This is a genomic window from Methylorubrum podarium, assembly GCF_040270385.1.
Lineage (GTDB): Bacteria > Pseudomonadota > Alphaproteobacteria > Rhizobiales > Beijerinckiaceae > Methylobacterium > Methylobacterium podarium.
Genome location: NZ_JBELQE010000043.1, coordinates 16,433 through 41,385 on the forward strand (window position 1 = coordinate 16,433; position 24,953 = coordinate 41,385).

20 protein-coding genes, 1 tRNA gene and 1 pseudogene are annotated in these 24,953 nt (G+C 69.1%); 8 read left to right on the top strand and 14 right to left on the bottom strand.

Going from position 1 to position 24,953, the window contains the following annotated elements:
- Positions 1 to 238: 238 nt before the first annotated feature.
- From ABS772_RS06740 to ABS772_RS06795, 12 genes are all read right to left on the bottom strand, one after another.
- On the bottom strand, positions 239 to 1,792 hold the full coding sequence (locus ABS772_RS06740) for a phospholipase D-like domain-containing protein (RefSeq protein ID WP_350393175.1): 1,554 nt from the start codon (positions 1,790 to 1,792) through the stop codon (positions 239 to 241).
- Between the two features lie 58 nt (positions 1,793 to 1,850).
- Positions 1,851 to 2,639: a TVP38/TMEM64 family protein gene (locus ABS772_RS06745; RefSeq protein ID WP_350393177.1), complete on the bottom strand. Its 789-nt coding sequence runs from the start codon at positions 2,637 to 2,639 to the stop codon at positions 1,851 to 1,853.
- Positions 2,640 to 2,775: 136 nt separating this feature from the next.
- Entirely contained in the window at positions 2,776 to 3,186 is a 411-nt protein-coding gene (locus ABS772_RS06750) for a hypothetical protein (RefSeq protein WP_350393179.1), read from the bottom strand.
- Positions 3,187 to 3,601: 415 nt separating this feature from the next.
- Positions 3,602 to 4,363 (bottom strand): SURF1 family protein, encoded by a 762-nt coding sequence (locus tag ABS772_RS06755; RefSeq protein WP_407942970.1) that lies wholly within the window; start codon positions 4,361 to 4,363, stop codon positions 3,602 to 3,604.
- A gap of 4 nt (positions 4,364 to 4,367) precedes the next feature.
- Positions 4,368 to 4,796, bottom strand: coding sequence for a cytochrome o ubiquinol oxidase subunit IV (cyoD, locus tag ABS772_RS06760; protein WP_350393181.1), 429 nt, complete (start codon positions 4,794 to 4,796; stop codon positions 4,368 to 4,370).
- Positions 4,793 to 5,422: a cytochrome o ubiquinol oxidase subunit III gene (gene cyoC / locus ABS772_RS06765; RefSeq protein WP_350393215.1), complete on the bottom strand. Its 630-nt coding sequence runs from the start codon at positions 5,420 to 5,422 to the stop codon at positions 4,793 to 4,795. The genes cyoD and cyoC overlap by 4 nt, the downstream gene beginning before the upstream one ends.
- A 31-nt stretch (positions 5,423 to 5,453) precedes the next feature.
- The gene (gene cyoB, locus ABS772_RS06770; RefSeq protein WP_350393183.1) at positions 5,454 to 7,460 is read right to left on the bottom strand and encodes a cytochrome o ubiquinol oxidase subunit I; all 2,007 of its coding nucleotides are present in this window, start codon (positions 7,458 to 7,460) and stop codon (positions 5,454 to 5,456) included.
- Between the two features lie 39 nt (positions 7,461 to 7,499).
- Entirely contained in the window at positions 7,500 to 8,624 is a 1,125-nt protein-coding gene (gene cyoA, locus ABS772_RS06775; protein ID WP_350393184.1) for a ubiquinol oxidase subunit II, read from the bottom strand.
- Positions 8,625 to 8,756: 132 nt separating this feature from the next.
- Positions 8,757 to 10,091 carry an MFS transporter gene (locus tag ABS772_RS06780; RefSeq protein ID WP_238255494.1) on the bottom strand — a complete coding sequence of 445 codons (1,335 nt, stop codon included), beginning with the start codon at positions 10,089 to 10,091 and terminating at the stop codon, positions 8,757 to 8,759.
- A gap of 401 nt (positions 10,092 to 10,492) precedes the next feature.
- A complete protein-coding gene (locus tag ABS772_RS06785) occupies positions 10,493 to 13,558 on the bottom strand; it encodes an efflux RND transporter permease subunit (RefSeq protein WP_350393187.1) in 3,066 nt (1,021 codons plus the stop codon).
- Positions 13,559 to 13,579: 21 nt separating this feature from the next.
- Positions 13,580 to 14,728 (bottom strand): efflux RND transporter periplasmic adaptor subunit, encoded by a 1,149-nt coding sequence (locus ABS772_RS06790; RefSeq protein ID WP_350393189.1) that lies wholly within the window; start codon positions 14,726 to 14,728, stop codon positions 13,580 to 13,582.
- Complete coding sequence (locus ABS772_RS06795; RefSeq protein ID WP_350393190.1) at positions 14,725 to 15,888, bottom strand: efflux RND transporter periplasmic adaptor subunit; 1,164 nt, start codon at positions 15,886 to 15,888, stop codon at positions 14,725 to 14,727. Before ABS772_RS06795 ends, ABS772_RS06790 begins: the two co-directional genes overlap by 4 nt.
- A 238-nt stretch (positions 15,889 to 16,126) precedes the next feature.
- Between ABS772_RS06795 and ABS772_RS06800 the strand changes: the two genes are divergently transcribed.
- Positions 16,127 to 16,687, top strand: a complete 561-nt coding sequence (locus ABS772_RS06800; RefSeq protein WP_238255491.1) for a TetR/AcrR family transcriptional regulator — start codon at positions 16,127 to 16,129, stop codon at positions 16,685 to 16,687.
- Between the two features lie 138 nt (positions 16,688 to 16,825).
- Here ABS772_RS06800 and ABS772_RS06805 read toward each other — a convergent pair whose 3' ends face one another.
- On the bottom strand, positions 16,826 to 17,518 hold the full coding sequence (locus ABS772_RS06805; RefSeq protein ID WP_350393193.1) for a response regulator transcription factor: 693 nt from the start codon (positions 17,516 to 17,518) through the stop codon (positions 16,826 to 16,828).
- A 19-nt stretch (positions 17,519 to 17,537) separates the two neighbouring features.
- Positions 17,538 to 18,701, bottom strand: coding sequence for a sensor histidine kinase (locus ABS772_RS06810; protein WP_238255489.1), 1,164 nt, complete (start codon positions 18,699 to 18,701; stop codon positions 17,538 to 17,540).
- 704 nt (positions 18,702 to 19,405) lie between these two features.
- Between ABS772_RS06810 and ABS772_RS06815 the strand changes: the two genes are divergently transcribed.
- The 7 genes and pseudogenes from ABS772_RS06815 (at position 19,406) to ABS772_RS06845 (ending at position 24,844) form a co-directional block, all read left to right on the top strand.
- Positions 19,406 to 20,056 (top strand): LuxR C-terminal-related transcriptional regulator, encoded by a 651-nt coding sequence (locus ABS772_RS06815; RefSeq protein ID WP_238255488.1) that lies wholly within the window; start codon positions 19,406 to 19,408, stop codon positions 20,054 to 20,056.
- Between the two features lie 192 nt (positions 20,057 to 20,248).
- Complete coding sequence (locus tag ABS772_RS06820) at positions 20,249 to 21,013, top strand: LuxR C-terminal-related transcriptional regulator (RefSeq protein WP_238255487.1); 765 nt, start codon at positions 20,249 to 20,251, stop codon at positions 21,011 to 21,013.
- Between the two features lie 125 nt (positions 21,014 to 21,138).
- Positions 21,139 to 21,957 carry a glycosyltransferase family 2 protein gene (locus ABS772_RS06825; RefSeq protein ID WP_238255486.1) on the top strand — a complete coding sequence of 273 codons (819 nt, stop codon included), beginning with the start codon at positions 21,139 to 21,141 and terminating at the stop codon, positions 21,955 to 21,957.
- Positions 21,958 to 22,054: 97 nt separating this feature from the next.
- Positions 22,055 to 23,266: a CgeB family protein gene (locus tag ABS772_RS06830; RefSeq protein ID WP_350393197.1), complete on the top strand. Its 1,212-nt coding sequence runs from the start codon at positions 22,055 to 22,057 to the stop codon at positions 23,264 to 23,266.
- A 213-nt stretch (positions 23,267 to 23,479) separates the two neighbouring features.
- Positions 23,480 to 23,553, top strand: a tRNA-Gln gene (locus tag ABS772_RS06835).
- A 115-nt stretch (positions 23,554 to 23,668) separates the two neighbouring features.
- Positions 23,669 to 23,848, top strand: a pseudogene (locus ABS772_RS06840) (DUF6538 domain-containing protein); the annotation flags it as partial.
- Between the two features lie 21 nt (positions 23,849 to 23,869).
- Complete coding sequence (locus tag ABS772_RS06845) at positions 23,870 to 24,844, top strand: hypothetical protein (protein WP_350393217.1); 975 nt, start codon at positions 23,870 to 23,872, stop codon at positions 24,842 to 24,844.
- The last annotated feature ends 109 nt before the right edge of the window (positions 24,845 to 24,953 follow it).

Consider the following 24,953-nt stretch of genomic DNA (forward strand, 5'->3'; position numbering starts at 1 on the left):
CCTCTCCCCGCGTGCGGGGAGAGGGCTTTGCCGACCTCGTCGTCGGCAAAGCGAGGCGGCAGCCGAAGGTGAGGGGGGGCTTGGCCGAGGAAGCCTCTTCCTGAGCCGCCCCCTCACCCTCGCTCCGGCTGCGCCTCCGCTTCCGGCCTGCACGACAGGGTGCAGGCCGGCCTCTCCCCGCGTGCGGGGAGAGGGGGAGCCCGACCGAATCCAATCGCCCAACCGCCACGGTCGAGGATCACGAAGCGCCGAGCGCCACCTTCTCCGACTGCGAAGCGGTGTCCTCTTCGGAGAAGCTCGCGTTGCGGGCCTGGCGGAGGAGGGCGCGCCGCCGCCAGGGGCGCCACGCGTCGGCGGGGCTCACCGGGTCGCCGAGATGGAACGCCTCGACGAGGCGGGCCACGGGACCGCGGCGGGAGGGAACGAGCGGGCAGACCCGCGGGCTCGGCATCAGCCGGGGATCGTCGAGCACCGCCCGCAGGGAGCCGCGCGCCGCGAAGGCTTCGGCGAACACGTCGGGCGGGCAGCCGCCGTGATGGGCGAGCAGCCGCACGAGCAGCCGCCGCACGGACGCGCGGGCCTCCGCGTCCTCGGCGGGCACCTCGACGGCGAGGTCGCACTCGGTGTCGTAACCGAAGGAGCGGTTGTTGAGGTTGGTCGAACCGATCCGCAGCAGGCGCTCGTCGATGATCGCGACCTTGGCATGGACGAGGATCGGCCGGCCCTTGGGCGTGTGCGGCGCCACGATCCGCAGGCGGTCGAACCGGTCGGCTCGGCGCAACCCGCGGATCAGGCCGCGGCGGGCGCTGTCCATGGTCAAGCGGTCGAAGCCGCTCGGGCTGCGCTCGGACAGCACGATCACGATCTCCGGCCCCTCCGGCTCGGCAAGGCGCGCGGCCAGCGCCTCCGCGACGACCGGCGAGGCGAGATACTGGTTCTCCAGGTAGATGAAGCGCTCCGCCGCGCGGATCGATTCGCGGTAGAGCGCGGCGCTCTCCGTGACCGCCGGTCGGCCGCCGAGCAGCGGATCGGTGCGGGCGAGCCCCACCGTCACGTCGGTGAGGTGTGGCGCGAGGGTTTCGGGCCAGGGATCGTGGTCCCGGTCCTCGTCGTGGTCCGGATCGGAATCGGCGAGCGGGACGGATTCGCCGGTGGCGCGGCGCCAGCGCTCGCGGGCCAGTTCCGCCAGGGCCCGCGCGGCGGAAGCGTCGACCAGCATCATCACGTCGTGGCGCGGCGGGTACTCCTCGCCGGAGGGCAGGCGTCGGCGGGGATCGCGGTCGCGGTGGGCGGGGGTGTCCCAGCGGTTCACCTCGAAATCGCTGCCGCCGCAGAACGCGATCCGGTCGTCGATCACTAGGATCTTCTGGTGCTGGCAGGCGCCGAAGGGCAGGGTGCCGTCGATGCGGAAGTCGATCTCGGGCCCCAGGCTCTCGCGCACGCTCTCGTGCGTGTGCTCGTTGCCCGCCGAGATCGGCCAGGGCATGTCCCAGATCAGGATGCGGACGGCCAGGTCCGGCCGCGCGGCCTTGAGGCGGCGCAGCAGCTCGGCCAGGGTCTCGCCCGCGTCGGGCGAATCCCCCGGCAGCAGGCGCACCCGCGGGTCGAAGCTCCAGCCGATCAGCGTGACCGACCGGCGCGCCCGCAGCAGCGCCGCGCGGGCGGCGGCGAAATAGGCCGCGCCGTCGTGCAGCACCGCGACGCGCCCGGCCCGCTCCTGCCGCCAGCACGTGAGGCCCGGTCGCAGCCAGCTCTCGGCCGATCCTTTACCCACCTCGACATCCATCCTCATGCGCGCACCGGCCCGCCGCGCCGCGCAGTCTGCCTCGTGCCTCGCGCGAGCGGAACGCTCATTGTGCCATCGCCTTTCCCGCCGCCACTTTGCCCGCCTCGATTTCGCCGGTCTCGGACTTGCCCGTCCCGGATTTGCCCGTCTCGCGCTTGCCCGTCTCGCGCTTGCCCGTCTCGCGCTTGCCCTTGTCGAGCTTGGCCCGCACCCGCCGCCGGGTCAGCTCCACCGCCGCGACGGTGGCGAGAAGGCCGAGGCCGAGGGTGATCCAGTGGGTCGGCTCGTCGCTGCCGGCATGGCGGCCGATCACGCCGAGATAGACGCAGACCACCGTGCCCGGCAGCATGCCGATCACCGTGGAGACCAAGTAGGCGGAGGTGCGGACGTCCGTGACCCCGAAGACGTAGTTCTGGGCGTTGAACGGTACGAAGGGGCTGAGCCGCATCAGGGTCATCAGCCGCCAGCCGCCGTCGCCCACCGCCTCCACCGTGGCGTTCAGCGCCGGCCGGCGCGCGATCAGCCCCCGCACCCGGTCGCGGAAGAGATAGCGGGCGGCCACGAAAGCGAGCCAGGAGCCCAGCGTCGCCGCGAGCAGCACCACCGGCATCACCGCCCAGCCGAAGGCCACGGCTCCGGCAATGGTGAGCGGGGTGCCCGGCACGACGAGAAGGGTCGCCAGGAAGAACAGCACGCCGAAGGCCAGGAGGCCGTAGGGGCCGAGGCCGTTCGCCCAACTCGAGAAGGCGCGCAGCCAGTCCTCGACGGGCAGGAGATACCACGCCCCGACCGCGAGGGCGGCGGCGCCGGCCGTGGCTGCCCAGGTCTGGGCCGGGCGGCTCTTTGGATCCATTCGGTGGCTCGAGGGGAAAGCGGTGCGCCGTTCGCACGCGTCCGCAAACCGTTGGCCGGCGCAACTGTTCCCGCCAAGCTCGACCGTTTTCGCGCCCGATCCCGTCGGCGCCGCCGCGGGACCGGCCGCCGCGCCCTCACCAGTCGCGGTCGAGCCGCACCGCGATCCGGCTCGGGCGCGCGTCCGCAAGCGTCCGTTCGAGGGCGGCGAGGGCCTGCCGGGCCTTGCCCAGGCGCGGGCTGCACCAGCGGCGCTCGTAGCCGCGCGGCGCGATCACCGATTCGCCGAGGCGGTCGCCGGCGAGGACCAGACGGTCCACCGCCCGCCGGATCGTGGGCGTCTCCTCGGTCAGCACGCAGAGGTCGGAGAGGGTGTTGCGAAGCGCATGCAGTTCGTTGCGGCCCCCGCCGTCCCCCGCCAGCGCGGCGAGCGTCCGCTCCATGGCCACGATGAGCCCCGCCAGAGGCTCGGGAACACGGCGGGAGATCCCGTCGCCGTCACGGCGGTAAAGACCCTCCCGCGCAGGCTCCTGCAGGGCGACCCCCATCCTGGCTCCCCTCACTTCGTCCGCGGACGTCACCCGAAGGCACGAGGGCCGCCGCGAATCGCGACGGCCACGGTGTACGAAGGGTTAACAAACTCGGCCGTCAAATTGATATGGTGGTATGACGGGCCAAATAGAAAATAGTTTCCAGAGCATCGTTCACAAAGTCGTCCTCCGGCCCTCTCGACGATGCGGTGACGAGAGTTTCATGCGTCGTTCTGCATGCAATATTCAGCACGGCGCTCCGGTGGTGGCCGGCAAGCCTGACCATCCCCGGGCAGGCGATGCCGCGTCCGCGGGGACGCCCCGTCGGCGCTAGGCCGTTTTCCATAATGCCTGGATCACGGAAAACGCTCTAAACGCCTGGTTTTCCGCATTTTCTTCACGCGAGCCGGCGACCACCTCGCGCGAAAATGCTCTAGGAGCCTCTCCGAATTCCCTTGAGCGCGTAGATCAGGGCCCCGGCGGTCATCGCGGCGAGGGCGTACCACGTCAGCGCGTAGACGAGATGGTTGTTGTGGAAGGCCACCACCGTGAGGCCGCCGACCGGCAGGCCGCCGGGATTGGGCGTGGCGTCGGCATCGACGAAGTAGGGCGCGACCTCGGTCGGGACCCGGCCGATCCCGCGGGCTGCAGCGATGGCCGCGACGTCGCGGGAGAACCAGCGGTCGGCCGCCGGATCGTTGTGGCGCAGGAACCCGCCGCCGGGCTCGGTCAGGCGCAGGAGGCCCGTGACCGTCACGGCCCCGTCCGGCTCGCCCGCGGCCCGGGCCGCGGGCGCACGGGATTCCGTCGGCACGAAGCCGCGGTTGACGAGAACGGTGAAGCCGCGATCGGTCACCAGCGGGACCAGCACCCAGAAGCCGGCGCCGCGCTCGGTCACCGCCTGGACCAGGGCGGCGCGATCGTAGGCGAAGCGGCCGGTGAGCCGGACGCGCCGGTACTCGGCCGAGGCCGCCGTCAGGCCGGCCCACGCCTCCGGACCCGGCGCGGGCGCCGGCTCGGCGTGGATGCGGGCCTCGACCCGGTCGATCAGGTCGAGCTTCCAGGTCCGGCGCTCGACCTGCCACGTGCCGAGGGCGAGGAACACGGCCGTCACGGCGAGGCCCGCCAGGATCAGCAGGAGCCGGGCGAGCCGGGAGCGCCGCCGGCCCGCCGCCGGGGCGGCGGGCTGCGGGATCGCGTCAGGGGGCGTGACGCATCTCCTCGGCCGAGATCGGCATCATGTTGGTGTTGAGGTGGTGCATGACCCAGATCGACCCGCACAGGGTGATGACCACGAGGGTGATCGTGAAGATCAGCGCCAGGAAGCTCCAGCCGCCCTCCGACTTCGTGTTCATGTGCAGGAAGTAGATCATGTGGACCACGATCTGCACCACGGCGAGCCCGAGGATGACGATGCCGGTGACGAGCTTGTCGTCGATGACGTTGCCCATCACCAGCCAGAACGGGATCGCCGTCAGGATGACGGAGAGCACGAAGCCCGTCACGTAATCCTTGAACGAGCCGTGGCCGTGGGCATCTTGCCCGTGGCCGCCATGCTCATGACCGTCGTGCCCGTGCCCGTGCCCGTGCCCGTGCCCGTGATCGTCGGCGTGCGCTGCCCCGCTCATTGCAGGACTCCCATCAGATACACGAAGGTGAAGACGCCGATCCAGACGACGTCGAGGAAGTGCCAGAACATCGACAGGCACATCAGCCGGCGCCGGTTCGCCGGGATGAGACCCTTGAGCTGGGTCTGGACCATCAGCACGACGAGCCAGACCAGGCCGAAGGTGACGTGCAGGCCGTGGGTGCCGACCAGGGTGAAGAAGGCCGACAGGAAGCCGCTGCGCTGGGGCGTGGCGCCCTCGTGGATCAGGTGCGCGAACTCGTAGAGTTCGAGCCCGATGAAGGCCGCGCCGAACAGGCCCGTCACCGCCAGCCAGAGCTGGGTTCTGGCGATGTCGTCCTTCTCCATCGCCAGCATGGCGAAACCGTAGGTGATGGAGGAGAACAGGAGCATCGACGTGTTCACCGCCACCAGGGACAGGTCGAACAGGTCTTTCGGCGAGGGCCCGGCCGCGTAGCTGCGGCCGAGCACGGCGTAGGTGGCGAACAGGACCGCGAAGATGAGGCAGTCGCTCATCAGGTAGATCCAGAAGCCGAGCATCGTGCTCCCTTCCGGGTGATGCTCGCCCTCGAGATCGAGGAAGTCCGGCACGTCGGCGGCGGCCGCCCCGGTGATGGCCGGGTTCATGGCGGGATTTGCAGGGGATGCCATGGTGTCCTCAGGCCCGCACCGCCGCCAGGGCCTCAGTCCGCTGCTGCTCGGTGCGGCTGACCGTCTCGGCGGGGATGTAGAAGTCGCGGTTGTAGTTGAAGGTGTGGCCGATCGCGACGACGAGGGCCGCCGCGAAGCTCAGCGCCGCCAGCCACCAGATGTACCAGATCATCCCGAAGGAGAAGGCGATGCTGATCGCGCCCAGGATCACGCCGGTGGCGGTGTTCGCGGGCATGTGGATCGGCTTGTAGCCCTGGACCGGACGCTGGAATCCGCGGGACTTCATCTCCCACCACGCGTCGAGGTTGTGCACCACGGGCGTGAAGGCGAAGTTGTAGTCCGGCGGCGGCGACGAGGTCGACCATTCGAGGGTGCGGCCCTCCCACGGATCGCCGGTGACGTCGCGCAGGCGCTCGCGGTTTTTGATCGAGACCGCGAACTGGACGATCATCGCGCCGATGCCGATGGCGATCAGGCCCGCGCCGAAGGCGGCGATCACGAACCAGATCTGCAGCGAGGGATCGTCGAAGTGCTGGGCGCGGCGCGTCACGCCCATGAGCCCCAGCACGTAGAGCGGCATGAAGGCGACGTAGAAGCCGATGGTCCAGAACCAGAAGCTGACCTTGCCCCAGAACTCGTCGAGCTTGAAGCCGAAGGCCTTCGGGAACCAGTAGTTCACGCCGGCGAACATGCCGAACAGCACACCGCCGATGATCACGTTGTGGAAGTGCGCGATCAGGAACAGCGAGTTGTGGAGCACGAAGTCGGCCGGGGGCACGGCGAGCAGCACGCCGGTCATGCCGCCGATGACGAAGGTGACCATGAAGCTGACCGTCCACAGCATCGGCACGTCGAAGCGGATGCGGCCGCGGTACATCGTGAACAGCCAGTTGAAGATCTTCGCACCCGTCGGGATCGAGATGATCATCGTCGTGATGCCGAAGAACGAGTTTACGCTCGCGCCCGAGCCCATCGTGAAGAAGTGGTGCAGCCACACGAGGTAGGACAGGATCGTGATGACGACGGTCGCGTAGACCATCGAGGTGTAGCCGAACAGGCGCTTGCCGCAGAAGGCCGAGGTGACCTCGGAGAACACGCCGAAGGCCGGCAGGATGAGGATGTAGACCTCCGGGTGACCCCAGATCCAGATGAGGTTGAAGTACATCATCGGATTGCCGCCGAGGTCGTTCGTGAAGAAGTGCGTGCCGACGTAGCGGTCGAGGGTCAGCAGCGCGAGGACGGCGGCCAGGATCGGAAAGGCGGCCACGATGAGCACGTTGGTGCACAGCGAGGTCCAGGTGAAGATCGGCAGCTTCATCATCGACATGCCGGGCGCGCGCATCTTCACGATGGTCGCGACCAGATTGATGCCTGAAAGCGTCGTGCCGATGCCCGCGATCTGCAGGCCCCAGACGTAGTAGTCGACGCCGACGCCGGGGCTCATGTCCGCGCCCGAGAGCGGCGGGTAGGCGAGCCAGCCGGTGCGGGCGAACTCGCCGACGAACAGCGAGATCATCACCGTGACCGCGCCCGAGACCGTCATCCAGAACGAGAAGTTGTTCAGGAACGGGAAGGCGACGTCGCGGGCGCCGATCTGCAGCGGCACGACGTAGTTCATCAGGCCGGTGACGAAGGGCATCGCCACGAAGAAGATCATGATCACGCCGTGCGCCGTGAAGATCTGGTCGTAGTGGTGCGGCGGCAGGTAGCCCTCGTTGGCGCCGAAGGCGATCGCCTGCTGCGAGCGCATCAGCAGCGCGTCGGCGAAGCCCCGCAGCAGCATCACGAGGGCCAGCACCACGTACATGATGCCGATCTTCTTGTGATCGACGGAGGTCATCCAGTCGCGCCAGAGCGGACCCCAGAAGCGGAAATAGGTGATCGCGGCGAGCACCGCGATCCCGGCCACGGCGACGCCTGCGAAGGTCACTTGCAGGATCGGTTCGTGGTACGGGATGTCCTCGAGGGAGAGGCGCCCGAACAGCAGGTGCTGCAGGTCCGTGTTTGCGAACATGGGTCGAAACTCGTCCGTGAATCCTGAGGCGGCGACGGATCAGTTGTTGGTCTGGTCGGGGGCGGGATGGCCTTGGCCGCTGCCCTCGTGCGTCTTGTCGGAGTCGGGCGACTCGCTCTTGGGTGCGCGGTGCGAGGCCGGCGTCGTCGCCCCCGGTGCCTCGTCGCCGCGCTGCGTGTGGCGGTTGTCGTACTGGAGCCGCTCGGCGTTCTCGCGGCTCTCCTTGCCGGCGCCGCCCTTGGCGTCGATGGCCATCATCTCGTGCATGCACATCTTGCCGGGCACGGCGCACATGCCGAGGATCTTGCCGAAGAGCCCGTCGGCGAAGGTGGCGTAGTAGGTGACGGGCACCCGCTCGCTCGGGCGCTCCAGTTCGAGATAGGCATCGCGGGTCAGGTCCGAACCCTGCTGCTTCACTTTGGCAACCCACTGGTCGAAGCCGTCGCCGTCGAGACCGTGGAACTTGAACGTCATGCGGGAGAAGCCGCTGCCGCTGTAGTGCGAGGACAGCCCCTCGTACTCGCCCGCCCGGTTGATCACCGCGTGGAGCTGCGTCTGCATCCCGGGCATGGCGTAGATCATGCCGGCGAGCGCGGGGACGTAGAAGGCGTTCATCACCGAGGCGGCGGTGATCTTGAAGCTGATCGGCCGGTTCACCGGCGCGGCCAGTTCGTTGACGGTCGCGACGTTGTATTCGGGGTAGAAGAACAGCCACTTCCAGTCGAGGGCGACGACCTGGACCTCCAGCGGCTTCACCTCGGCCGCGATCGGCTTGCCCGGCTCGATGCGCGAGAGCGGACGGAACGGGTCGAGGGTGTGGGTGCTGATCCAGGTGAGCGCGCCGAGCGCGATGATGATCATCAGCGGCGCGGTCCAGATCACCACTTCGAGCCCGGTGGAGTGGTCCCAGTCGGGGTCGTGGCGGGCCTGCGTGTTCGAGGCGCGGTAGCGCCACGCGAACAGCAGGGTCAGCGCGATCACCGGGATGATGATGAGCAGCATCAGCCCCGTCGAGGCGAGGATGAGGTTGCGCTGCTGCACGGCGATGTCGCCCGACGGCTGCATCACCACGAGGTTGCAGCCGGCGAGCAGGCCGAACAGGGGCAGCAGGACGAGACCCCGCAGGATCCGGCGCGCGGAGCCGGCCCCGGCACGGGCGCTCATTGAACGGTCGGCGGTCATGGCCACGAATCTTCGTTCCATCGCAAGGGCCGCGCGGGTGACATCCCGCGCGGCGACGGTTCGCTTCTCTCAAGATCCCGCGGCGGGAGGGACGCTCCGCCCGCGGGGCAAAACTCACATCTGGCGCATCTCGGAGCGGTCGAGGGAGAGCGCGAGCAGCGTCGCCAGCGCACCCGACAGCAGGTACACGCCGACCATGGCGAGGCCGTAGGCGGTGGAGAGGTACAGCACCACGAGGGGAGCGAACCCCGCGCCGAACAGCCAGGCGAGATCGGAAGTGAGGGCCGCGCCGGTGTAGCGGTAGCGCGCTCCGAGCCGCGACGTCACGGCGCCGGCGGTCTGGCCGTAGGACAGGCCGAGCAGCATGAAGCCGATATTGACGTAGATCGTCTGACCGATGGCGGTCTCGCCGAAGATCAGCGGCGCCAGGATGCTGCCGCAGGCGAACGCGGCGATCAGCCCCGCGCTGATGAGCAGCACGTTGCGGCGCCCGATCTGGTCGGCGATCAGGCCCGAGGCAGCGACCGCGCCGGCGCAGATGAAGGCGCCGGAGAACTGCACCATCAGGAAATCCCCGGCGGAGCGGTCGCTCGACAGGACGAGCCACGCGATCGGGAAGATCGTCACGAGGTGGAACAGGGCGAAGCTCGCCAGCGGCACGAAGGCGCCGATCCACACGTCGAGGGCGTGGTGGCGGGCGAGATCGACGATGCCGACCGGCTCCAGCTGACCCTTGTCGAGGAGCCGGGTGAATTCCGGCGTCGCGACGAGGCGGAGCCGCGCGAACAGCGCCACCACGTTGATGGTGAAGGCGCAGAAGAACGGGAAGCGCCAGCCCCAATCGGTGAAGTCTTCCGGGGTCAGGTTGACCACGAAGAAGGCGAACAGCGCGCTCGACACCATGAAGCCGAACGGCGCCCCGAGCTGCGGGATCATCGCGTACCAGCCGCGGCGCTCCCGGGGGGCGTTGAGGGCGAGCAGCGAGGCCATCCCGTCCCAGGCGCCGCCCAGCGCGAAGCCCTGCAGCACCCGCAGCACCGCGAGCAGCTCGATGGCGACGACGCCGATCGAGTTGTAGCTCGGCAGGAAACTGATCGCCGCGGTCGAGCCGCCGAGCAGGAACAGGGCGGCGGTGAGCTTCACCCCCCGCCCGTGCCGCTTGTGGACCCACATGAAGAAGATCGACCCGAGCGGGCGGGCGATGAAGGCGAGCGCGAAGATGGCGAACGCGTAGAGCGTGCCCGTGAGCGGATCGGCGAAGGGGAAGAACACCTTCGGGAACACCAGGACCGAGGCGATGCCGAAGACGAAGAAGTCGAAATATTCCGAGGCCCGCCCGATCACCACGCCGAGCGCGATGTCGTTGGGGCTGACGTCGTGGTGGCTCATGGCCACCTGCGCGTCGCGCTCGAGGGGGCGGGAATTGGCCGTGGCGTGGTCGGTGGTCATCGCGGGCAGCCGGCTCGCCTGAAGCTACGATCGAAGCCGCCGCCTTGCCGCGGCGTTCGGCACGTGCCTAGCCGAAGGCTTGACATCCGCAAAGTGTATTCGGCGTCGCGGTCGCTCGCACAGGACGGCCATGCAACGAAGGCAGAGCTCGCACGTTCTCACGCGCGGAATACGGTTTAGTCCGCACGCAATGCATAATAGATCCGAATATTGGACTTGGCAGCGGCCGAATCCGGTCGATTCGGCGCTTTTCCGCCGGTGCCGCGCCGCCTCCGACCGCCGCTCCCGCACGCCCGCGTCGAGGGGATGCGCTTTCCGGACGCGGCGCCTCTTATGACACGCGACGCTCCGTCACCCCGGAATGCCGGTGCCGAGCGATCGGAAAAAGCCCCCTCGGAGCGTCAGCCCGGGTTCGGAGCCCCGGCACCCCGCGGCGGCGCCTTGATCCGGTACCAGCCGACATAGAGCGCGGGCAGGAACAGCAGGGTCAGCCCCGTCGCCGCCAGGATGCCGCCGATCATGGCGTAGGCCATCGGCCCCCAGAACACCTCGCGGGCGATCGGGATCAGGCCGAGGCTCGCCGCCGCGGCCGTGAGCAGGATCGGCCGCATGCGGTGGCGGGTGGCCTCGACCACGGCGTCCCAGGGCGCCATCCCGTCCGCCTCGCATTCCTCGATCTGGCTCACGAGGATCACGGCATTGCGGACGATGATGCCGATCAGGGCCAGGATGCCGAGGATCGCGACGAAGCCCATCGGCTTGTCGAACAAGAGAAGGGCCGGAACCACCCCGATCAGGCCGAGAGGCGCGACGGAGAACACCAAAAAAAGCTTCTGGAAGCTCTGGAGCTGGATCATCAGGAAGAAGGCCATGGCCAGCAGCATCACCGGCACGACCGCCGCGATTGGGCCCTGGCCCTTGCCGGCCTCCTCGACCGCGCCGCCGGTCGCCAGGGTGTAGCCCTCCGGCAGCGCCTTGACGTAGGCGTCGATGGCGGGCTGGAGCGCGGCGACGACGGTGGGGGGCTGGGTCGCGTCGGTGATGGTGGCGCGCACGGTCAGGGTCGGCACCCGGTCGCGGCGCCAGACGATCGGCTGCTCCAGGTCGTAGTCGATCTTGGCAAAGGCCAGGATCGGCACGACCGAGCCGTTGGAGAGGGCGACCTGAAGGCTCTGGAGCGTGTCGAGCGAGGTGCGCTCGACGGTCCGCGCCCGGCCGACCACGTTCACGAGGTAGATCGAGTCGCGCACCTGCGTGATCGCCTGGCCGCCGACGACGCCGTTGAGGATGCCGGCAATGTCCTGGCTGGTGACGCCGAGCTGGCGCGCCTTGTCCTGGAGGATCTCGACCCGCAGCACCTTGCCGGGCTCGTTCCAGTCGAAGGTCGGCACGGCCAGCCGCTTGTCGGTCGCGACGACGTCGGCGAGCTTGAGCGCGAGGCGGCGCACCTCCTGCACGTCGGGCCCGGAGAGACGGTACTGGATCGGGCGTCCGACGGGGGGGCCGAGATTGAGCGGCTGCACCAGCACGTCGGTGCCGACGAAGTCGTGCCGGCCGAATCGTTGCAAGCGCTCGATGACCCGGTCGCGGATCTCCAGCGACTTCGTGACGATCACGATCTGCCCGAAGAAGGCGTTGGCGAGCTGCTGGTCGAGCGGCAGGTAGAAGCGCACCGCGCCCTGGCCGACATAGGAGGACCAGCGCTCGATGTCGGGGTCGTCCTTCAGGTGGGCCTCGAACCGGTCCATCTGCGCCCGCGTCTCGGTGATGGTGGCGTTCTGCGGCAGGGTCAGGTCGACGAGCACCTCGGAGCGGTCGGAGGACGGGAAGAATTGCTGCTGCACGTGGCCCATCCCGACCACGGCCAGCCCCATCAGGGCGACGCAGACGATCACGGTGATCCAGCGCAGCCGCATCGCGACCCGCAGGGCGGCCATGAAGACGCGGGTGAACAGGCCCTGCTTCTCCGCGTGGTGCTTCATGGTCTTGGGCAGGATGGTCACGCCGAGGAGCGGCGCGAACAGCACCGCGACCACCCACGAGACGAGGAGCGAGGCGGCGATCACCACGAACAGCGAGTAGGTGTACTCGCCCGCCGACGAGCCGTTGAAGCCGATCGGCAGGAAGCCCGCCACCGTCACCAGCGTGCCGGTGAGCATCGGGAAGGCGGTGGAGGTGTAGGCGAAGGTCGCCGCCTTCTTGAGGTTGTCGCCGAGTTCGAGGCGGGCCACCATCATCTCGACGGTGATCATCGCGTCGTCGACGAGGAGCCCCAGCGCGATGATGAGCGCGCCGAGCGAGATGCGCTGCAGCGTCACGCCCATGATCTGCATGACCACGAAGACGATGGCGAGGACGAGCGGGATCGAGATCGCGACGACCAGCCCGGCGCGCAGCCCCAGGCTGACGAAGCTGACCACCAGCACGATGACGACCGCCTCGACCAGCGCCTTGGTGAAGCCGCCGACCGCCTCCTCGACGATCTTGGGCTGGTCGGAGACGAGGTGGATGCCGACGCCGATGGGCAGCTTGCCCTCGATGACGTGCATGCGCTCCTTCAGGTCCTCGCCGAACTTGAGCAGGTTGGCGTTGGGGCGCATGGCGATGGCGAGCCCGATCGCCGGCTTGCCGCCGACGCGGAACAGGGCGGCCGGCGGATCCTCGTAGCCGCGGGAGATCTCGGCGACGTCGGCGAGGCGGAAGAAGCGGTCGTTGAAGCGCAGGTTGACGTTGCGCAGCGAGTCTTCCGACGAGAACTGGCCGCTGACGCGCAGGCTCACCCGCTCCGGACCGGCCTGGACCACCCCGGAGGCGGCCACCGCATTCTGCGATTGCAGCGCCCTGATCAGCGCCTGGATGTCGATGCCGTAGCCGGCGAGCTTGCGGGTCGAGAAGTCGAGATAGATCGTCTCGCCCTGCACGCCCATCAGCAGGGTCTTACCGATATTGGGCACCTTGAGGATCTCAGTGCGCACGCCCTCGACGTAGTCGCGCAATTGCCGGTGGGTCAGGCCGTCGGCGGTGAAGGCGTAGACGTTGCCGTAGACGTCGCCGAACTCGTCGTTGAAGGACGGGCCCTGCACCCCTTGCGGAAAGGTGTGCTGGATGTCGCCCAGGCGCTTCCTCACCTGGTAGAAGGCGGGCTGGATCTCCTCCTTCCGCGTGGTGTCGCGGAACTGCACGAACACCGTCGCCTGGCCCGGCGTGGTGTAGCTGCGGACGTAGTCGAGGGCGTTGATCTGCTGCAGTTCCTTCTCGATCCGGTCGGTGACCTGATCGAGGGTGTCCTTGATCGTGGCGCCGGGCCAGCTCGCCTGGACGACCATGGTCTTGATCGCGAAGGGCGGGTCCTCCTCGCGGCCGAGCCGCGAATAGGCCATCACGCCGGCGACGAGGCAGACCAGCATCAGGAACCAGACCAGCGAACGGTGGCCGAGCGCCCAGTCGGAAAGGTTGAAGTCCTTCAAGGATGAAACCCTTCTACCGGCTCAGTTCCGGTCGTCGGCCAGCCGGACGGTCTGGCCGTCGCGCAGGGAATGGACGCCCGCCACCACGACCCGCTCGCCGGGTTCCAGCCCGGTGCGCACGGCGACGCGCCCGTGCCCGTCCGGCCCGTCGCCGTCGAGGGTGACGTCGCGGCGCGCGACCTGCCGGGTGTCGGCTCCGGCGGCCGGCCCGTCCGCCGTCGCGTCCCCCGGCTTGCCGGCCTCCGGCACGATCCAGACCGAGCGGCGCCCGTCCGCGTCGAGGAGGACGGTGGCGGGCAGGATGAAGCGGCGCTCGGTGCGGCGCTCCAGGGCGACGGTGATGGTCGCCCCCAGGCGGAAGGCCGGGCCGGGCTCCTCCAGGGTCAGGCGGACGCGGCGGGTGCGGGTGCCCGATTCGGCGAAGGGGGCGACCTCGCGCACCCGGCCGCGGGCGGTGATCTCCGGCGCGCTCTGGAGCACCACCGTGAACCGCCCGTCCTTCGGCATGGCGCCGGCCAGCGTCTCGGGGATGTCGACCACCGCCTCGCGGGTCTCGGGCCGGGCGAGCGTTACGATCCCCTGCCCCGGGCTCACCACCTGCCCGATCTCGGCGAGCCGCTGGGTGACGACGCCGTCGAAATCGGCGTGCAGCTCGGTGTAGCCGATCTGGTCGCGCGCCTTCTGCAGGCTGGCGCCGGCCTGGGCGAGGCGGGCTTGGGCGGTGTCGCGCCGGGCCACCGCCGCGTCGAGCTGGGCCTGGGTGACGTTGTTGCCCTCCAGCAGGCGCCGGGTGCGCGCCTCGGTGGCGCTCGCGTTCTCGGCCTGGGCCTTGGCGTCGGCCAGCTCCGCCTCGGCGCGGCTGAGATCGAATCGCGAGACGATCGGGTCGAGGGCGGCGAGCCGCTGACCCTTCTTCACGACGTCCCCGACGGTGACGTCGCGCGCCACCACCCGGCCGCCGATCTGGAAGCCGAGCTGCGACTGGTAGCGCGGCTCGACCGTGCCGGCGAAGGGGCCGAAGATCACGCTGTCGGTGGGCTGCGCCAGGACCGTCAGAACCGGCCGCACCGCGGGCGGCGCGGGTGCCTCCTGCGACGGCTGGCAGGCGGCGACCCCGGCGACCAGGGCGGTGCCGGCCAGGGCCGCGCCGGCGAGGAGCGCGCGCCTCATCGTCCGCCCTCCCCCGCCGCGGCCTTGGTGGTTTCGTCTCGCGCGGCCTGCCCCGCCAGCGCGACGTGCTGGCCGGGGCGCAGGAACTGGATGCCGGCGGTCACCACCGCCTCGCCGGGCTCGACGCCGCCCTTCAGCACGATGTCGTCGAAACCGTAGCGGTCGATCTCGACGGTGCGGACCGAGACCGTGCCCGCGGCGGAGTCGTAGATCCACACCGCCGGACGATCGTCGGAGCGGTAGAGCGCCGACCAGGGCAGCACCACCGCCTCCCGCGAGGCGAAGCGGCCCCGGCCGATCACCACGGCGCCGAGCGACATCGCGGGCGGGGTCTCCGCCAGCCCGACCTTGACCCGCACCGTCCCGCTCGCCGCGTCCACCGTCGGCGAGATCTCGCGCACGTGACCCGCCGCCGTCACCGCGAGGTCGGACTGGAGAGTGACCTGGATCGTCTTGTCGCTGGGCGGGTGGGCGGTCAGCGCCTCGTAGACGTTGAACACCGCATCGCGCGGGCCGTCCTGGGCCAGCACCATCACCGCCTGTCCCGACTGGACCACCTGCCCGACCTCGAAGGTGCGGCTCAGGACGATGCCGGGCACGCCCGCCCGCAGCTCGGTGTAGGAGAGCTGCTCCTCGGCGGTGCCGAGCGCCGCCTTGGCCGAATCGACCGCGGCCTGGGAGGTGCGCAGCTGCTGCTCGGCGTTGTCGTAGGAGGGCCGCGTGGTGAAGCCGCCGCTGATGAGCTGCTTCTGCCGCTCGAAGGTGACCTTCGCCTGGGTGAGCTGCGCCTCCGCCGAGACCAGGGCGGCGCGGGCGTTGTCGAGGTTGGCCCGCTGCACCAGCGGCTCCAGCACCGCGAGCACCTGGTCGGCAGTGACGTGGTCGCCGACCTCGACCCGACGCTCGGCGACCTTGCCGTTGGTGCGGAAGGCGACGTTGGTCTGGGCCTGGGCCTGGATGTCGCCGGTCAGCACCACGTCCGAGGTGACGGGCCCCTTCGTCGCCGTCACCACGCGCACCAGCACCACGGAAGGGTTCTCCGCATCCGGGACGGCGGGGGCAGCGGGCGCATCCGCCGGGAACGCCGCGGTTACGGGAAGGGCCGCGAGGGCGGCGGCCAGTAGAGCGGCGCTGAGGCGGGGACGGAGCCTTGAGGACATCGGCCGAGGTTCCGGGCAGAGGACGAGGCGTCGGATCGGAGACGGGACAGGCGGTCACGGTTCGAAAGGGCGGCTTTCGCGGCGCAGGCTTATCGCGTAAATTACCGACCGTCCAGACGGTTTTTAAGCGCTGCCGGCGGAAGGGAATCTTTTCGGATCCTCCGAAAAGTCAATCTGCGGCAGTGACTTAGCTTGAGGAACCGGATATGGCGTCCAAGAGTGGAGTTCGGGGTCGATCATGTCGCAGAGGACGCGCAGCCGCCGCGACGACCGTGCGGAAGCGATTCTCGACGCGGCGGGCTCGGTGCTGCGCCGCGGCGGCGCGCGGGCCCTGACCATCGATGCCGTGGCCGCGCAGGCGGGCCTGAGCAAGGGCGGAGTCTTGCATCACTACGCCTCGAAGGATGCGCTGATTCTCGCTCTGGTCGATCGCAAGCTGGAGGAGCTGCGCGCCGGCATCGCCGCCTGCGAGGCCGAGCGGGCGGGGGGCGCCACGGGGCTCGCCCTCGGAATGATCGAGCACCTGCGCCGCAGCTATTGCGCGGAGGACGAGTTCAGCCGCGCCCTGCTGCTTGCGTCCGCTGAGAATCCGGATGCCCTCGCCGGATATCGCGCGTTCGTGGCCGAGCGGCTGGCCCGATTCGAGGCCGCGGAGGGGCCCGCGGGCGTCGGGGCCGCCCTGTTCTTCGCGCTGCTCGGTGTCGTGATGGGCCGCACCCTCGGCTTCCATGATCTGAGTCCGGCGCAGATCGAGCCGCTTCTGGGGGCGCTGGAGCGCGCGGCGCGGGAGCTCGGCTGAGGCGGGCCGGATGCGCGGGGGCCGTCCGCGGAGGACGTCTGCCCGAATCGGGCGAGGGATTCGCGGTCCGATGCATCGTGCGGGACGGCCGCGAAGGGCCGGCGACGCCGCGGCACCGAAATGGTCTTTTCGAAAAGCTTACATCAAGGACGGTGGCCGGTCTGACGCCGGTCGCCTATTCTCGGTTTCGAGCCAACCTTGTCCGAGGGCGTAGCGGACGATGCTGGCGCGGGAGCGGAGACCGAGCTTCTTGCAGCCGCGGATCTTGTAGGTATCGACCGACGCCACCGAGATCGACATCGTGAGACTGACCTCCTTCATCGTCATGCCGAGGGCGATGTGCCGGAGCACCTCGCGTTCCCGCCCGGTGAGGCCCCCCTCTTCGCAAGGGTGGGGCGCGGGCGGTCCGGCTTCGGTGCGGTCGGCCGGTGCGGGCGTCGCCCGCATCTCGGCATCGACGTAGCGGCCGCCGGACGCGACGGCCTCGATGGCCTCCAGCAGGCTGGTGCCGGCGGAGCGTTTCAGGACGTAGCCCTGGGCTCCTGCGGTCAGCGCCTCGTCGACGAAGGCCAGATCCTCGTTGACGGTCAGGAAGATGACGTGCACCTCCGAGCCCGTGTCGCGGAGCGCACGCGCGACGGCGAGGCCGCTCATGCCGGTCATGGTGATGTCCATGACGACGACGTCGGGGAGCGTGCGCTGGATGAGATCCAGGGCGTGCCGCCCGTCGCTCGCCTCTCCGACGACCTCGATGCCGGCGGTCTCGCCGAGCAGGCCGCGGACGCCGCTCCTGAAGATCGGGTGGTCGTCGATCAGGGCGACCCTGATCAATGCTCTTTCGGTGCACACATCATCCCCCTCTCAGCGGCAAACGTGCGAGAATCGTCGTCCCGCCGCCGGGGGGCGATTCGATCATGAGTCTTCCTCCGAGCAGCGTTAGCCGCTCGCGCATGCCGGCGAGTCCGAAGCCACTTGCCGCGCGACGGTCCTCCGGCTCCGGCTCGTCCACGAGCCCCGGCCCGTCGTCCTCGATCGCCAGCGTGACGCCGGCCTGGGCGTATTGCAGCGTCACGGAGATGTGCTGCGCGCCCGGCGCGTGCTTGACGACGTTGGTCAGCGCTTCCTGAACGAGCCGGAAGATCGTCACCTCGATCTCCGGCGTGAGGGCGACCGTGGTTCCGGAAAGCTGGAATTCGATGGGGATCCCGCACCGATCCGACCATTCGCGCACGAGGCCGCCCAGGGCGAAGGTGAGGCCGAGTTCGGCCAGCGCGACCGGGCGCAACTCCCGAACCACCTGGCGCAGGCTGGCCGAGATCGCATCGACCTGCCTCAGCATCGCCTCGACTTCCGTCGGCGACGGCTCGCGCCGCAGGCGGTCCAGCCGCAGCTTCAGCCATGCGAGCTGCTGGCCGGCCTCGTCGTGGAGTTCGCGGGCGAGGCGTTCCCGCTCCGCCTGATGCGCCCGGTAGAGCTGGGCCAGGACCGCGTCCCGGTCGCGCTCGGCGCAGGCACGGGCTTGGGCGGTGCTGCGCAGGTTGGCCAGAAGCAGGTCCCGCTCGCGCAGCAGCGATTGCAGGCGGCGCTGATAGCGCTCGCGCTCGGCGAGTTCACGCCGCAGCATCATCGCCTCGCCCGCCAGCAGGTGGAAGCGCGCATCCCGCACCGGCAGGAGCCGCAGGAGGACGAGGGGATCGATGCTCTCTCGCGTCAGGCGGCAACCCTGGCAGCGGTAGCGGTGCACCCCCGCCCTCCGCTTGACCGCGATCACGCCGGGGAGCGGTCGCCGCGTCGCCCCGGCCCGAGCCAGGAAGGCCGTCGAGGCCCTGCCGGTGAGATGGATCCGGGTCGGATCCTCCCGCGTCAGCAGCAGGCGGGCGGGGTTGTTCGCGTAGGCGACGCTGCCTGAGCGGGCGACGACCAGCACGGGATCGCCGATCGCCTCAAGGGCGCGCACGGCCTCCGCGCTCAGCGAACCCGAGCCGGCCCGTTCCGGTGCCACGTCCTGATCCATCGACGAGGCCCCCCAGGGAGGTCAGTGGCCGGGGGGGCGGAGTCGATTCGGTCGGTCCCACGCACGACGCGGCGCGGGACATGCGGGGAGTGTCTCGCACGACGCCGCGCGGGGCGGCGGCGTGGTCGGGTTCAAGCGCCGGCGGAGGCCGCCTGCCGCGATGACTGAGAACATCGAAGCCCCCCAATTGCCTACGGCCGCCGCGATGACTGATCCAACCGAGCTATGAACCGGACAATGGATCAGGACCGCACAATCAACCGTAAGGTTGTAGGATACGACTCCGTTGCAGCGCGGTATATAACAAAAGTGTTTTGTGGATACCTCGTTGTTGATAGTCCAAAGGGCGTATTCAATGGTCGCTCGTGGGGGGCTCGGGATTTTTCTGGCTTCGATCCGAAGCGAAAGTGAGCGTGTTAAATTATATTTGCCTATATAGGGTAGTCTCTTGAGAGAAACTTGCCGGTCGCCGGCGGCGTGTTAAAACTCGGCGGCGTCGAGCTTTGCTGTGATGCGGCTGACCTGCGCTCACATGCCTGCCTATAGTTTAAATCGATGGGCCGTCTGTCACCTGGCGTTGTGCGGTGCCGTGCGGACCCGTCGCGGACGATGAGCCGGCCTCTCTTGCGCACGGAGTGTGATCGTCGAGACCAATCGGGTCCGTCCCGAACGTTGATTGCCGCCAGTGGAGTAAATGCGAAGCTATGTGGCGGATCATCATCGCGGATGACCAGAAAAGCTTTCGCGTCGGCCTGCGGAAGGCTCTGGAAGTTGGTTCGAGCGGGCTGATCATCGTCGACGTCGCCGGGGCGTCCGAACTGCTCGGTCACCTTCGATCGCCGCTGAAGACCGATCTCGTCATCGTCGGATCGCGCCTCCTTCCGGCCGGGGACCCGACCTATCTCGGAGCCCTGAAGCGGGCGGCCGGGGCCGCGCGCCTCCTGCTCGTCGTTCCGCATGCCTCGGCCGACCTGTTCCAGGATGCCCTGAGTCTCGGCTTCCACGGGCTGATCGTCCGCCGGCAGCGCCCCGAGGAAATGCTCGAGGCCATCCGCACGACGCTCGACGGCCGGCTCTACGCTCCCAACACCATCCTCGCCGTGAAGCCGCCGGAGGCCGCCCCCGCCATGCGGCCGCCGGAGCGCGGCGCGCGGACGATCGGGCTGACCCTGCGTCAGCGCGAAGTTCTGGCCCTGATCGGCAAGGGCCTTTCCAATCGAGAGATCGCGTTCGCGCTGAACATCGCCGAGGCCACGGTGAAAATCCATGTTTCCGCCGTAATCCGAATGCTCGGCGTCAGGAATCGGACCGAGGCTGCGCTGCTCGCGCCGACCATCCTCAAGGGTAAAATCTAATACGAACTGGATAGGTCCTGTTGGGGTGTCCAAGTTTTTTCTGACATGACAGGGAAGCTCCCATTCGGTCTAGTTAATTTGTGCCTAACATCCTGCGACGCACAATACCTCTGTGCGAACGGCCCGAATAGAATGTGGCAGTCAGGAAGAACCGGCGCAGGAGGTTCTCGGCAGATCAGGGGAGTAGCTCCGATGGAACACATCGATACGCTGATTGTCAGTGACAATCGCATGGTGAGGGAAAGTTTGGTCGCGCTTCTATCCGGCACCCGCTTCACGGTGCGGCAGGTCGCGGCCAGCCCGGCGCTGCACCTGTCCGGCCTGGAGGCGGCGCGCTTGGCGCTCGTCGTCATCGACGAGGAGGCGGCGTGCATCGTCGGGCAGGTCGCCGAAGCGCTGCCCGAGGTCAAGATCGTGGCGCTCGCGCTGCGCGACACCGAGGGGCTGATGCTGCGCAGCCTCCAACTCGGCGCCTCGGCCTATCTGACCGAGGACGTCTCCCCGGCCGACCTTCTCAAGACCCTCGAGGTGGTGATCGCCGATTGCGCGGTGCTGCCGATGAGCTTCCTCGGGCGCCTGTGCCTAGCGGCCGATCCGGTGCGGGCGCCCGGCCCGGTCACCGCCCTGACGGGGCTCCAGCGGGCGGACGGCACCTCGCTCTCCAGCCTGTCGAGCCGCGAGGTCAACATCCTCGAAGGTCTCGCCCTGGGCGAGTCCAACAAGGTCATCGCCCGCAACCTCGACATCGCGGAGGCGACGGTCAAGGTTCACGTCAAGGCGATCCTGCGCAAGGTCCGGGTGAAGAACCGGACGCAGGCCGCGGTCTGGGCGATGAACAAGGGCATCGTCAGCCACGGAAGCGCCCCCGCCGAGCGGTTCGGAAGCCTTCTGCCTCCCCTCCCCCTGGTCGCGGCCCGCGACGGCTTTTCCTCCGCTCTGGTGGCGGCGGTTGCCTGACGATCGCCTGATGGTCGCCTGATGATCCTGCGGCGCCGTGAGGGCCCGGCGCCGCCGCTGCCGCAACCCGTGCGGCTCAAGCGTCATTCCAAGCGTCATTCGAGCCAGAGACGAGGAAGCCGGCGATGAAGGTGTCCGTGGTCACCCCGACGCTCAACGGCGTCGAATACCTGCGCGAATGCATCGAATCCTCCCGCGCCAGCGCCCGTAACGGCATCGAGGTCGAGCACGTGATCGTCGATGCGGGCAGCACCGACGGCACCGTGGAACTCGCCCGGAGCCTCGGCGCCACGGTGCTCCAGGGTAAGGATCGCGGCATCTTCGACGCGATCAACAAGGGGTCCTTCGCCGCCTCGGGCGAATTGCTCGGGTTCCTCGGGGCCGACGACGTCCTGCTCGAAGGCGGCCTGGAGGCCGTGGTCGAGGCCTACACGACGCAGCGTCGGCGCTGGGTCGTCGGCGGGATCCGCTGGATCGACGGGCGCGGCCGGGGCCTGGGCGGGCTCGCCGCCCCGCCCAACTGGATGACGCCGCGCATGCTCGTGTGCCTCGGGTGGAACCCGGTGATGCACATGGCGACCTACATCGCGCGCGACTTCTACGCCGAACTCGGCGGGTTCGATCACGCCTTCAAGGATTGCGGCGACTACGAGATGTTCTGCCGTGCCCTGGCGCGGGAGCCCTACGCGCGGGTCGGCCGCCCGGTGGCCTGCTTCCGCCGCACGGGCCAAAACAACAGCGCCAACCTCGCCCACAAGGCGCGGGCGCTGGGCGAGGTCGCCCGGGTGAAGGCGGTGCACGGGCCGTCCTCGCGCGCGGAGGACCTGTTCTGGCGCTACGCGCTGAAGGGCTACTTCAACGCCCGCAACCCGGACTGGCTCGTCAGCAAGCAGCTCGATTTCGGCCGCAGCCGGCTGAAGCTTCAGCCGCACGCCCATTTCTGATGTCCCGCGCGGCCTCTCCTCGATCCCACCCCCGCTCCCGCCGGGCTCGGGGCGGGCGCGGCCGGACGACACGGTCGCATGCCGGCGGAGAACGGCCATGGAGACGGCCATGGGGACGGCCATGCGGACGGTGAACGAGCGCCCCCGCGCGGCGGCGTCGGACCCTCATCCGGGGCCTCCCCGGATCCTCGAACTCGGCCTGATGCCGCTCGTCACCGCCGCCTTCCCCGACCGCACGACCTTTCTCGACACGCGGCTGCGCTGGGCCGACGTCCGGACCCGTGCGCCCCGGTCCGGCAGCCTGCCCGTGCGGCTGCTGAGGCTGGCGCGGCGGGTCGCCGGCATCGGCCGCACCTGCCTTGTCCAGGACTACGACATCGTCGTGGCCCGCTGCGTCGGCCCGGTGAACAGCGCCGGGCGACCGCTTGCCGTCCACGCGGCCCTGAGCCTGATCGGCCTCGCCTTCCGCGGGCTCGTCCTGTTCGCCGCCCGCGGCGGCCGCGTCCGGCTCGCGATTCTCGACGTCACCGACCACCTCACGATCCATCCGCGCGACCGCGCCTTCCTTCGCCGCTGCGACCTGTTCTTCAAGCGGGAGCTCGCCGCCAACCGGTGGAACACGCTCGAGACGGTGCTGCCCCGCGGCGCCTGCGCCGGCCATGCCCGGCAGGATCCCGCCTGCCTCGCGCTCCGGGCCAAGCTGCGCCCCTTCGCCCTCGGGATCGAGGCCGCGGCGCTGCGGCCGCCGGTTCCGGCCGCCGCGCGCAGCCATGACCTGTTCTACGTCGGCTCGGCCCAGGGAATCGCCTTCCGCGAGGCCGTGAACGCCGTCCTGCCGCGATTGGCGGCCCGGGGCTGGCGCATCCACGCGCCCGCGCACCGCCTGAGCCGGGACGCGTTCGCCGCGGCGATCGCCGGGAGCCGGTTCTGCCTGTCGCCGGGCGGCGTCGGCTGGGACTGCTACCGGCACTACGAGGTCGCGTCGCTGGGCAGCGTTCCGATCTTCGATACCCGCCCGCTGGCCGGCATCGAACCCTTCCTGCACGGCCGCGAGGGGTTCTACCTCGACCCGCAGGAGGATCTGGAACGGGCCCTCGACCTCCTGCTGCGCACCGACGACGGCGAGGTCGACCGGATGACGGCGGCGGCCCAGGCCCTCGTCGAACGGGTCTACACCTTCGACGCGCTCGCCCGCTACGTGATCGCCGAGACGCTGGCCTTGGGTCCGCTCCCCCGGCCGATCCCCCCGTCCGCGGAGGAGGCGCTCGTCACGGCCGAAGCCGGCCACCGTCAGCCCTCGTTGAACTGATCCAGGCTTTTCGAGGTTGTGCGCAGCCCGACCGGCCCTGGCGCGGATGGGGCCCACCGTGGCCGCCGGGCCTCACCGCCCGGATCGCGCGCGCACCCATGTTGACGTGGCGCCCGTCCCAGCCTATCTGACGCCAGCACCGAGTGCGGGGGCCCGACAAACGCTTCCCCGACCGCGCCCAGTCCGAATCGGCTGGCCGCGCGACACCTCCGGTGGGGGATAGTTTAACGGTAGAACCGCGGACTCTGACTCCGCTAGTCCTGGTTCGAATCCAGGTCCCCCAGCCACTAAATCTCTAAGTCATTCAGTTCATTGAGCTTCTCGCGCAGCCGCCCTGCGGAGTGAGCCCGTTGCTACAATCCGCTGCTACAAAGTCCGTTCGAGGAACGGCGAAGGAGCGGAGTGTCGGCACGATCCAATTTCGTCCTGCGAGGGACGGTCTTTCACTTCCGGCGCAGTATACCCGACGACCTGCGTAAGCGCATTGGGCGGCGCGAACTGGTGCGCAGCCTCGCGACTTCCGATGCCCGCACTGCCAAGCTGAGAGCGTGTCAGTTATACGTTGCCTCGGAGAGCCTTTTCTCGGCCCTCCGTGCGATGCCGATGCTGACCGAAGCCCAACTCGCCCGCCTCGTACAGGATTTCTACGGTCTCATCCTCGACGGTGAGAACCGAGGACGCCTCACGCACGGTGCCATTCCGAACGAGGTGCGCGAGCGCCGGGTCTTGCAGTACGAGGCGATGGCAGTACGCAACCGCGACGCGCTTGCCTGTAACAGGCTGGAGGAAGCCAGCTTCGTCACCGAACAGGTGCTACGCAAGCAGGGCATCGCGGTCACTGATCTCAGCCCGACGGACCTCGCCCAGGCGCGACAGGCCATGCTGCGGGCGGGCATCGACGTCGCTGAGGCCATCCGAGCGCAATATCAGGGCGACTTCAACTTCGAGCCCCGCGACCGCCTGCTCAAAATGCAGCTGGAGGCGCTGGCCTCAGGGTCGTCCGTCCCGCCGGCGGCCCCTCCTGCTGCGGTCGAGCCCGAACCTCAAACAGCCCAGCATGGCGTCGATCCCCTATCGATCGTGGGAACGGCCTTCCGCGCCACGCAGGTTGCTACAGGTGCCTGGGACCGACAGACAGCATCGCAGGCCAGCGCGACCTTTCGGCTATTTGTGGACGTCTGCGGGGACCGGCCACTCTCCGCCTACTCCCGCAAGGACGCCGGCCGCTTCCGAGAACACATCGAACGGCTGCCAAACGATTACGGCAAGCACCCGCGCTATCGTGACCTCACGGTCGAGGAGATCCTCGCCGCATCCAACGCGTTGCCGGCCGTGAACCGCGCGCCACTCATCACGCAGAAGACGGTCAAGCGGCACTTCTCGGCGCTCTCCGCACTCTGGATGTTGGCGCCCACGGAAGCCCGCGCCGATCTCGCGCTCAAGCTCGCCGTGCTGATCGCGGCCGGCGAGAAGGCGACGGACGACGAGCTCGCGTTCCCGTGGCTCTACCTGCGCGCGCTGCACGTCGACCTAACTGGAGAGCCTCAGACAAAACACACGTCGCGGCGCCGGCCATGATCGCTATGTCGCGCATCAAAGACGTTCTTCATCGACACTGCGCACGTCACTTTCCCGAGCACACGTCCGCGAACGCACGCACCAGAACCCGACGTCCCCGCGCGTCGTG

Bases quoted from the DNA above. Each gene is read 5' to 3' on its own strand.
- ABS772_RS06740 (WP_350393175.1), bottom strand. From the start codon at position 1,792: ATGAGGATGGATGTCGAGGTGGGTAAAGGATCGGCCGAGAGCTGGCTG.
- ABS772_RS06745 (WP_350393177.1), bottom strand. From the start codon at position 2,639: ATGGATCCAAAGAGCCGCCCGGCCCAGACCTGGGCAGCCACGGCCGGC.
- ABS772_RS06750 (WP_350393179.1), bottom strand. From the start codon at position 3,186: ATGGGGGTCGCCCTGCAGGAGCCTGCGCGGGAGGGTCTTTACCGCCGT.
- cyoD (WP_350393181.1), bottom strand. From the start codon at position 4,796: ATGAGCGGGGCAGCGCACGCCGACGATCACGGGCACGGGCACGGGCAC.
- cyoC (WP_350393215.1), bottom strand. From the start codon at position 5,422: ATGAACCCGGCCATCACCGGGGCGGCCGCCGCCGACGTGCCGGACTTC.
- cyoB (WP_350393183.1), bottom strand. From the start codon at position 7,460: ATGTTCGCAAACACGGACCTGCAGCACCTGCTGTTCGGGCGCCTCTCC.
- cyoA (WP_350393184.1), bottom strand. From the start codon at position 8,624: ATGAGCGCCCGTGCCGGGGCCGGCTCCGCGCGCCGGATCCTGCGGGGT.
- ABS772_RS06780 (WP_238255494.1), bottom strand. From the start codon at position 10,091: ATGACCACCGACCACGCCACGGCCAATTCCCGCCCCCTCGAGCGCGAC.
- ABS772_RS06790 (WP_350393189.1), bottom strand. From the start codon at position 14,728: ATGAGGCGCGCGCTCCTCGCCGGCGCGGCCCTGGCCGGCACCGCCCTG.
- ABS772_RS06795 (WP_350393190.1), bottom strand. From the start codon at position 15,888: ATGTCCTCAAGGCTCCGTCCCCGCCTCAGCGCCGCTCTACTGGCCGCC.
- ABS772_RS06800 (WP_238255491.1), top strand. From the start codon at position 16,127: ATGTCGCAGAGGACGCGCAGCCGCCGCGACGACCGTGCGGAAGCGATT.
- ABS772_RS06810 (WP_238255489.1), bottom strand. From the start codon at position 18,701: ATGGATCAGGACGTGGCACCGGAACGGGCCGGCTCGGGTTCGCTGAGC.
- ABS772_RS06815 (WP_238255488.1), top strand. From the start codon at position 19,406: ATGTGGCGGATCATCATCGCGGATGACCAGAAAAGCTTTCGCGTCGGC.
- ABS772_RS06820 (WP_238255487.1), top strand. From the start codon at position 20,249: ATGGAACACATCGATACGCTGATTGTCAGTGACAATCGCATGGTGAGG.
- ABS772_RS06825 (WP_238255486.1), top strand. From the start codon at position 21,139: ATGAAGGTGTCCGTGGTCACCCCGACGCTCAACGGCGTCGAATACCTG.
- ABS772_RS06830 (WP_350393197.1), top strand. From the start codon at position 22,055: ATGGAGACGGCCATGGGGACGGCCATGCGGACGGTGAACGAGCGCCCC.
- ABS772_RS06845 (WP_350393217.1), top strand. From the start codon at position 23,870: ATGCTGACCGAAGCCCAACTCGCCCGCCTCGTACAGGATTTCTACGGT.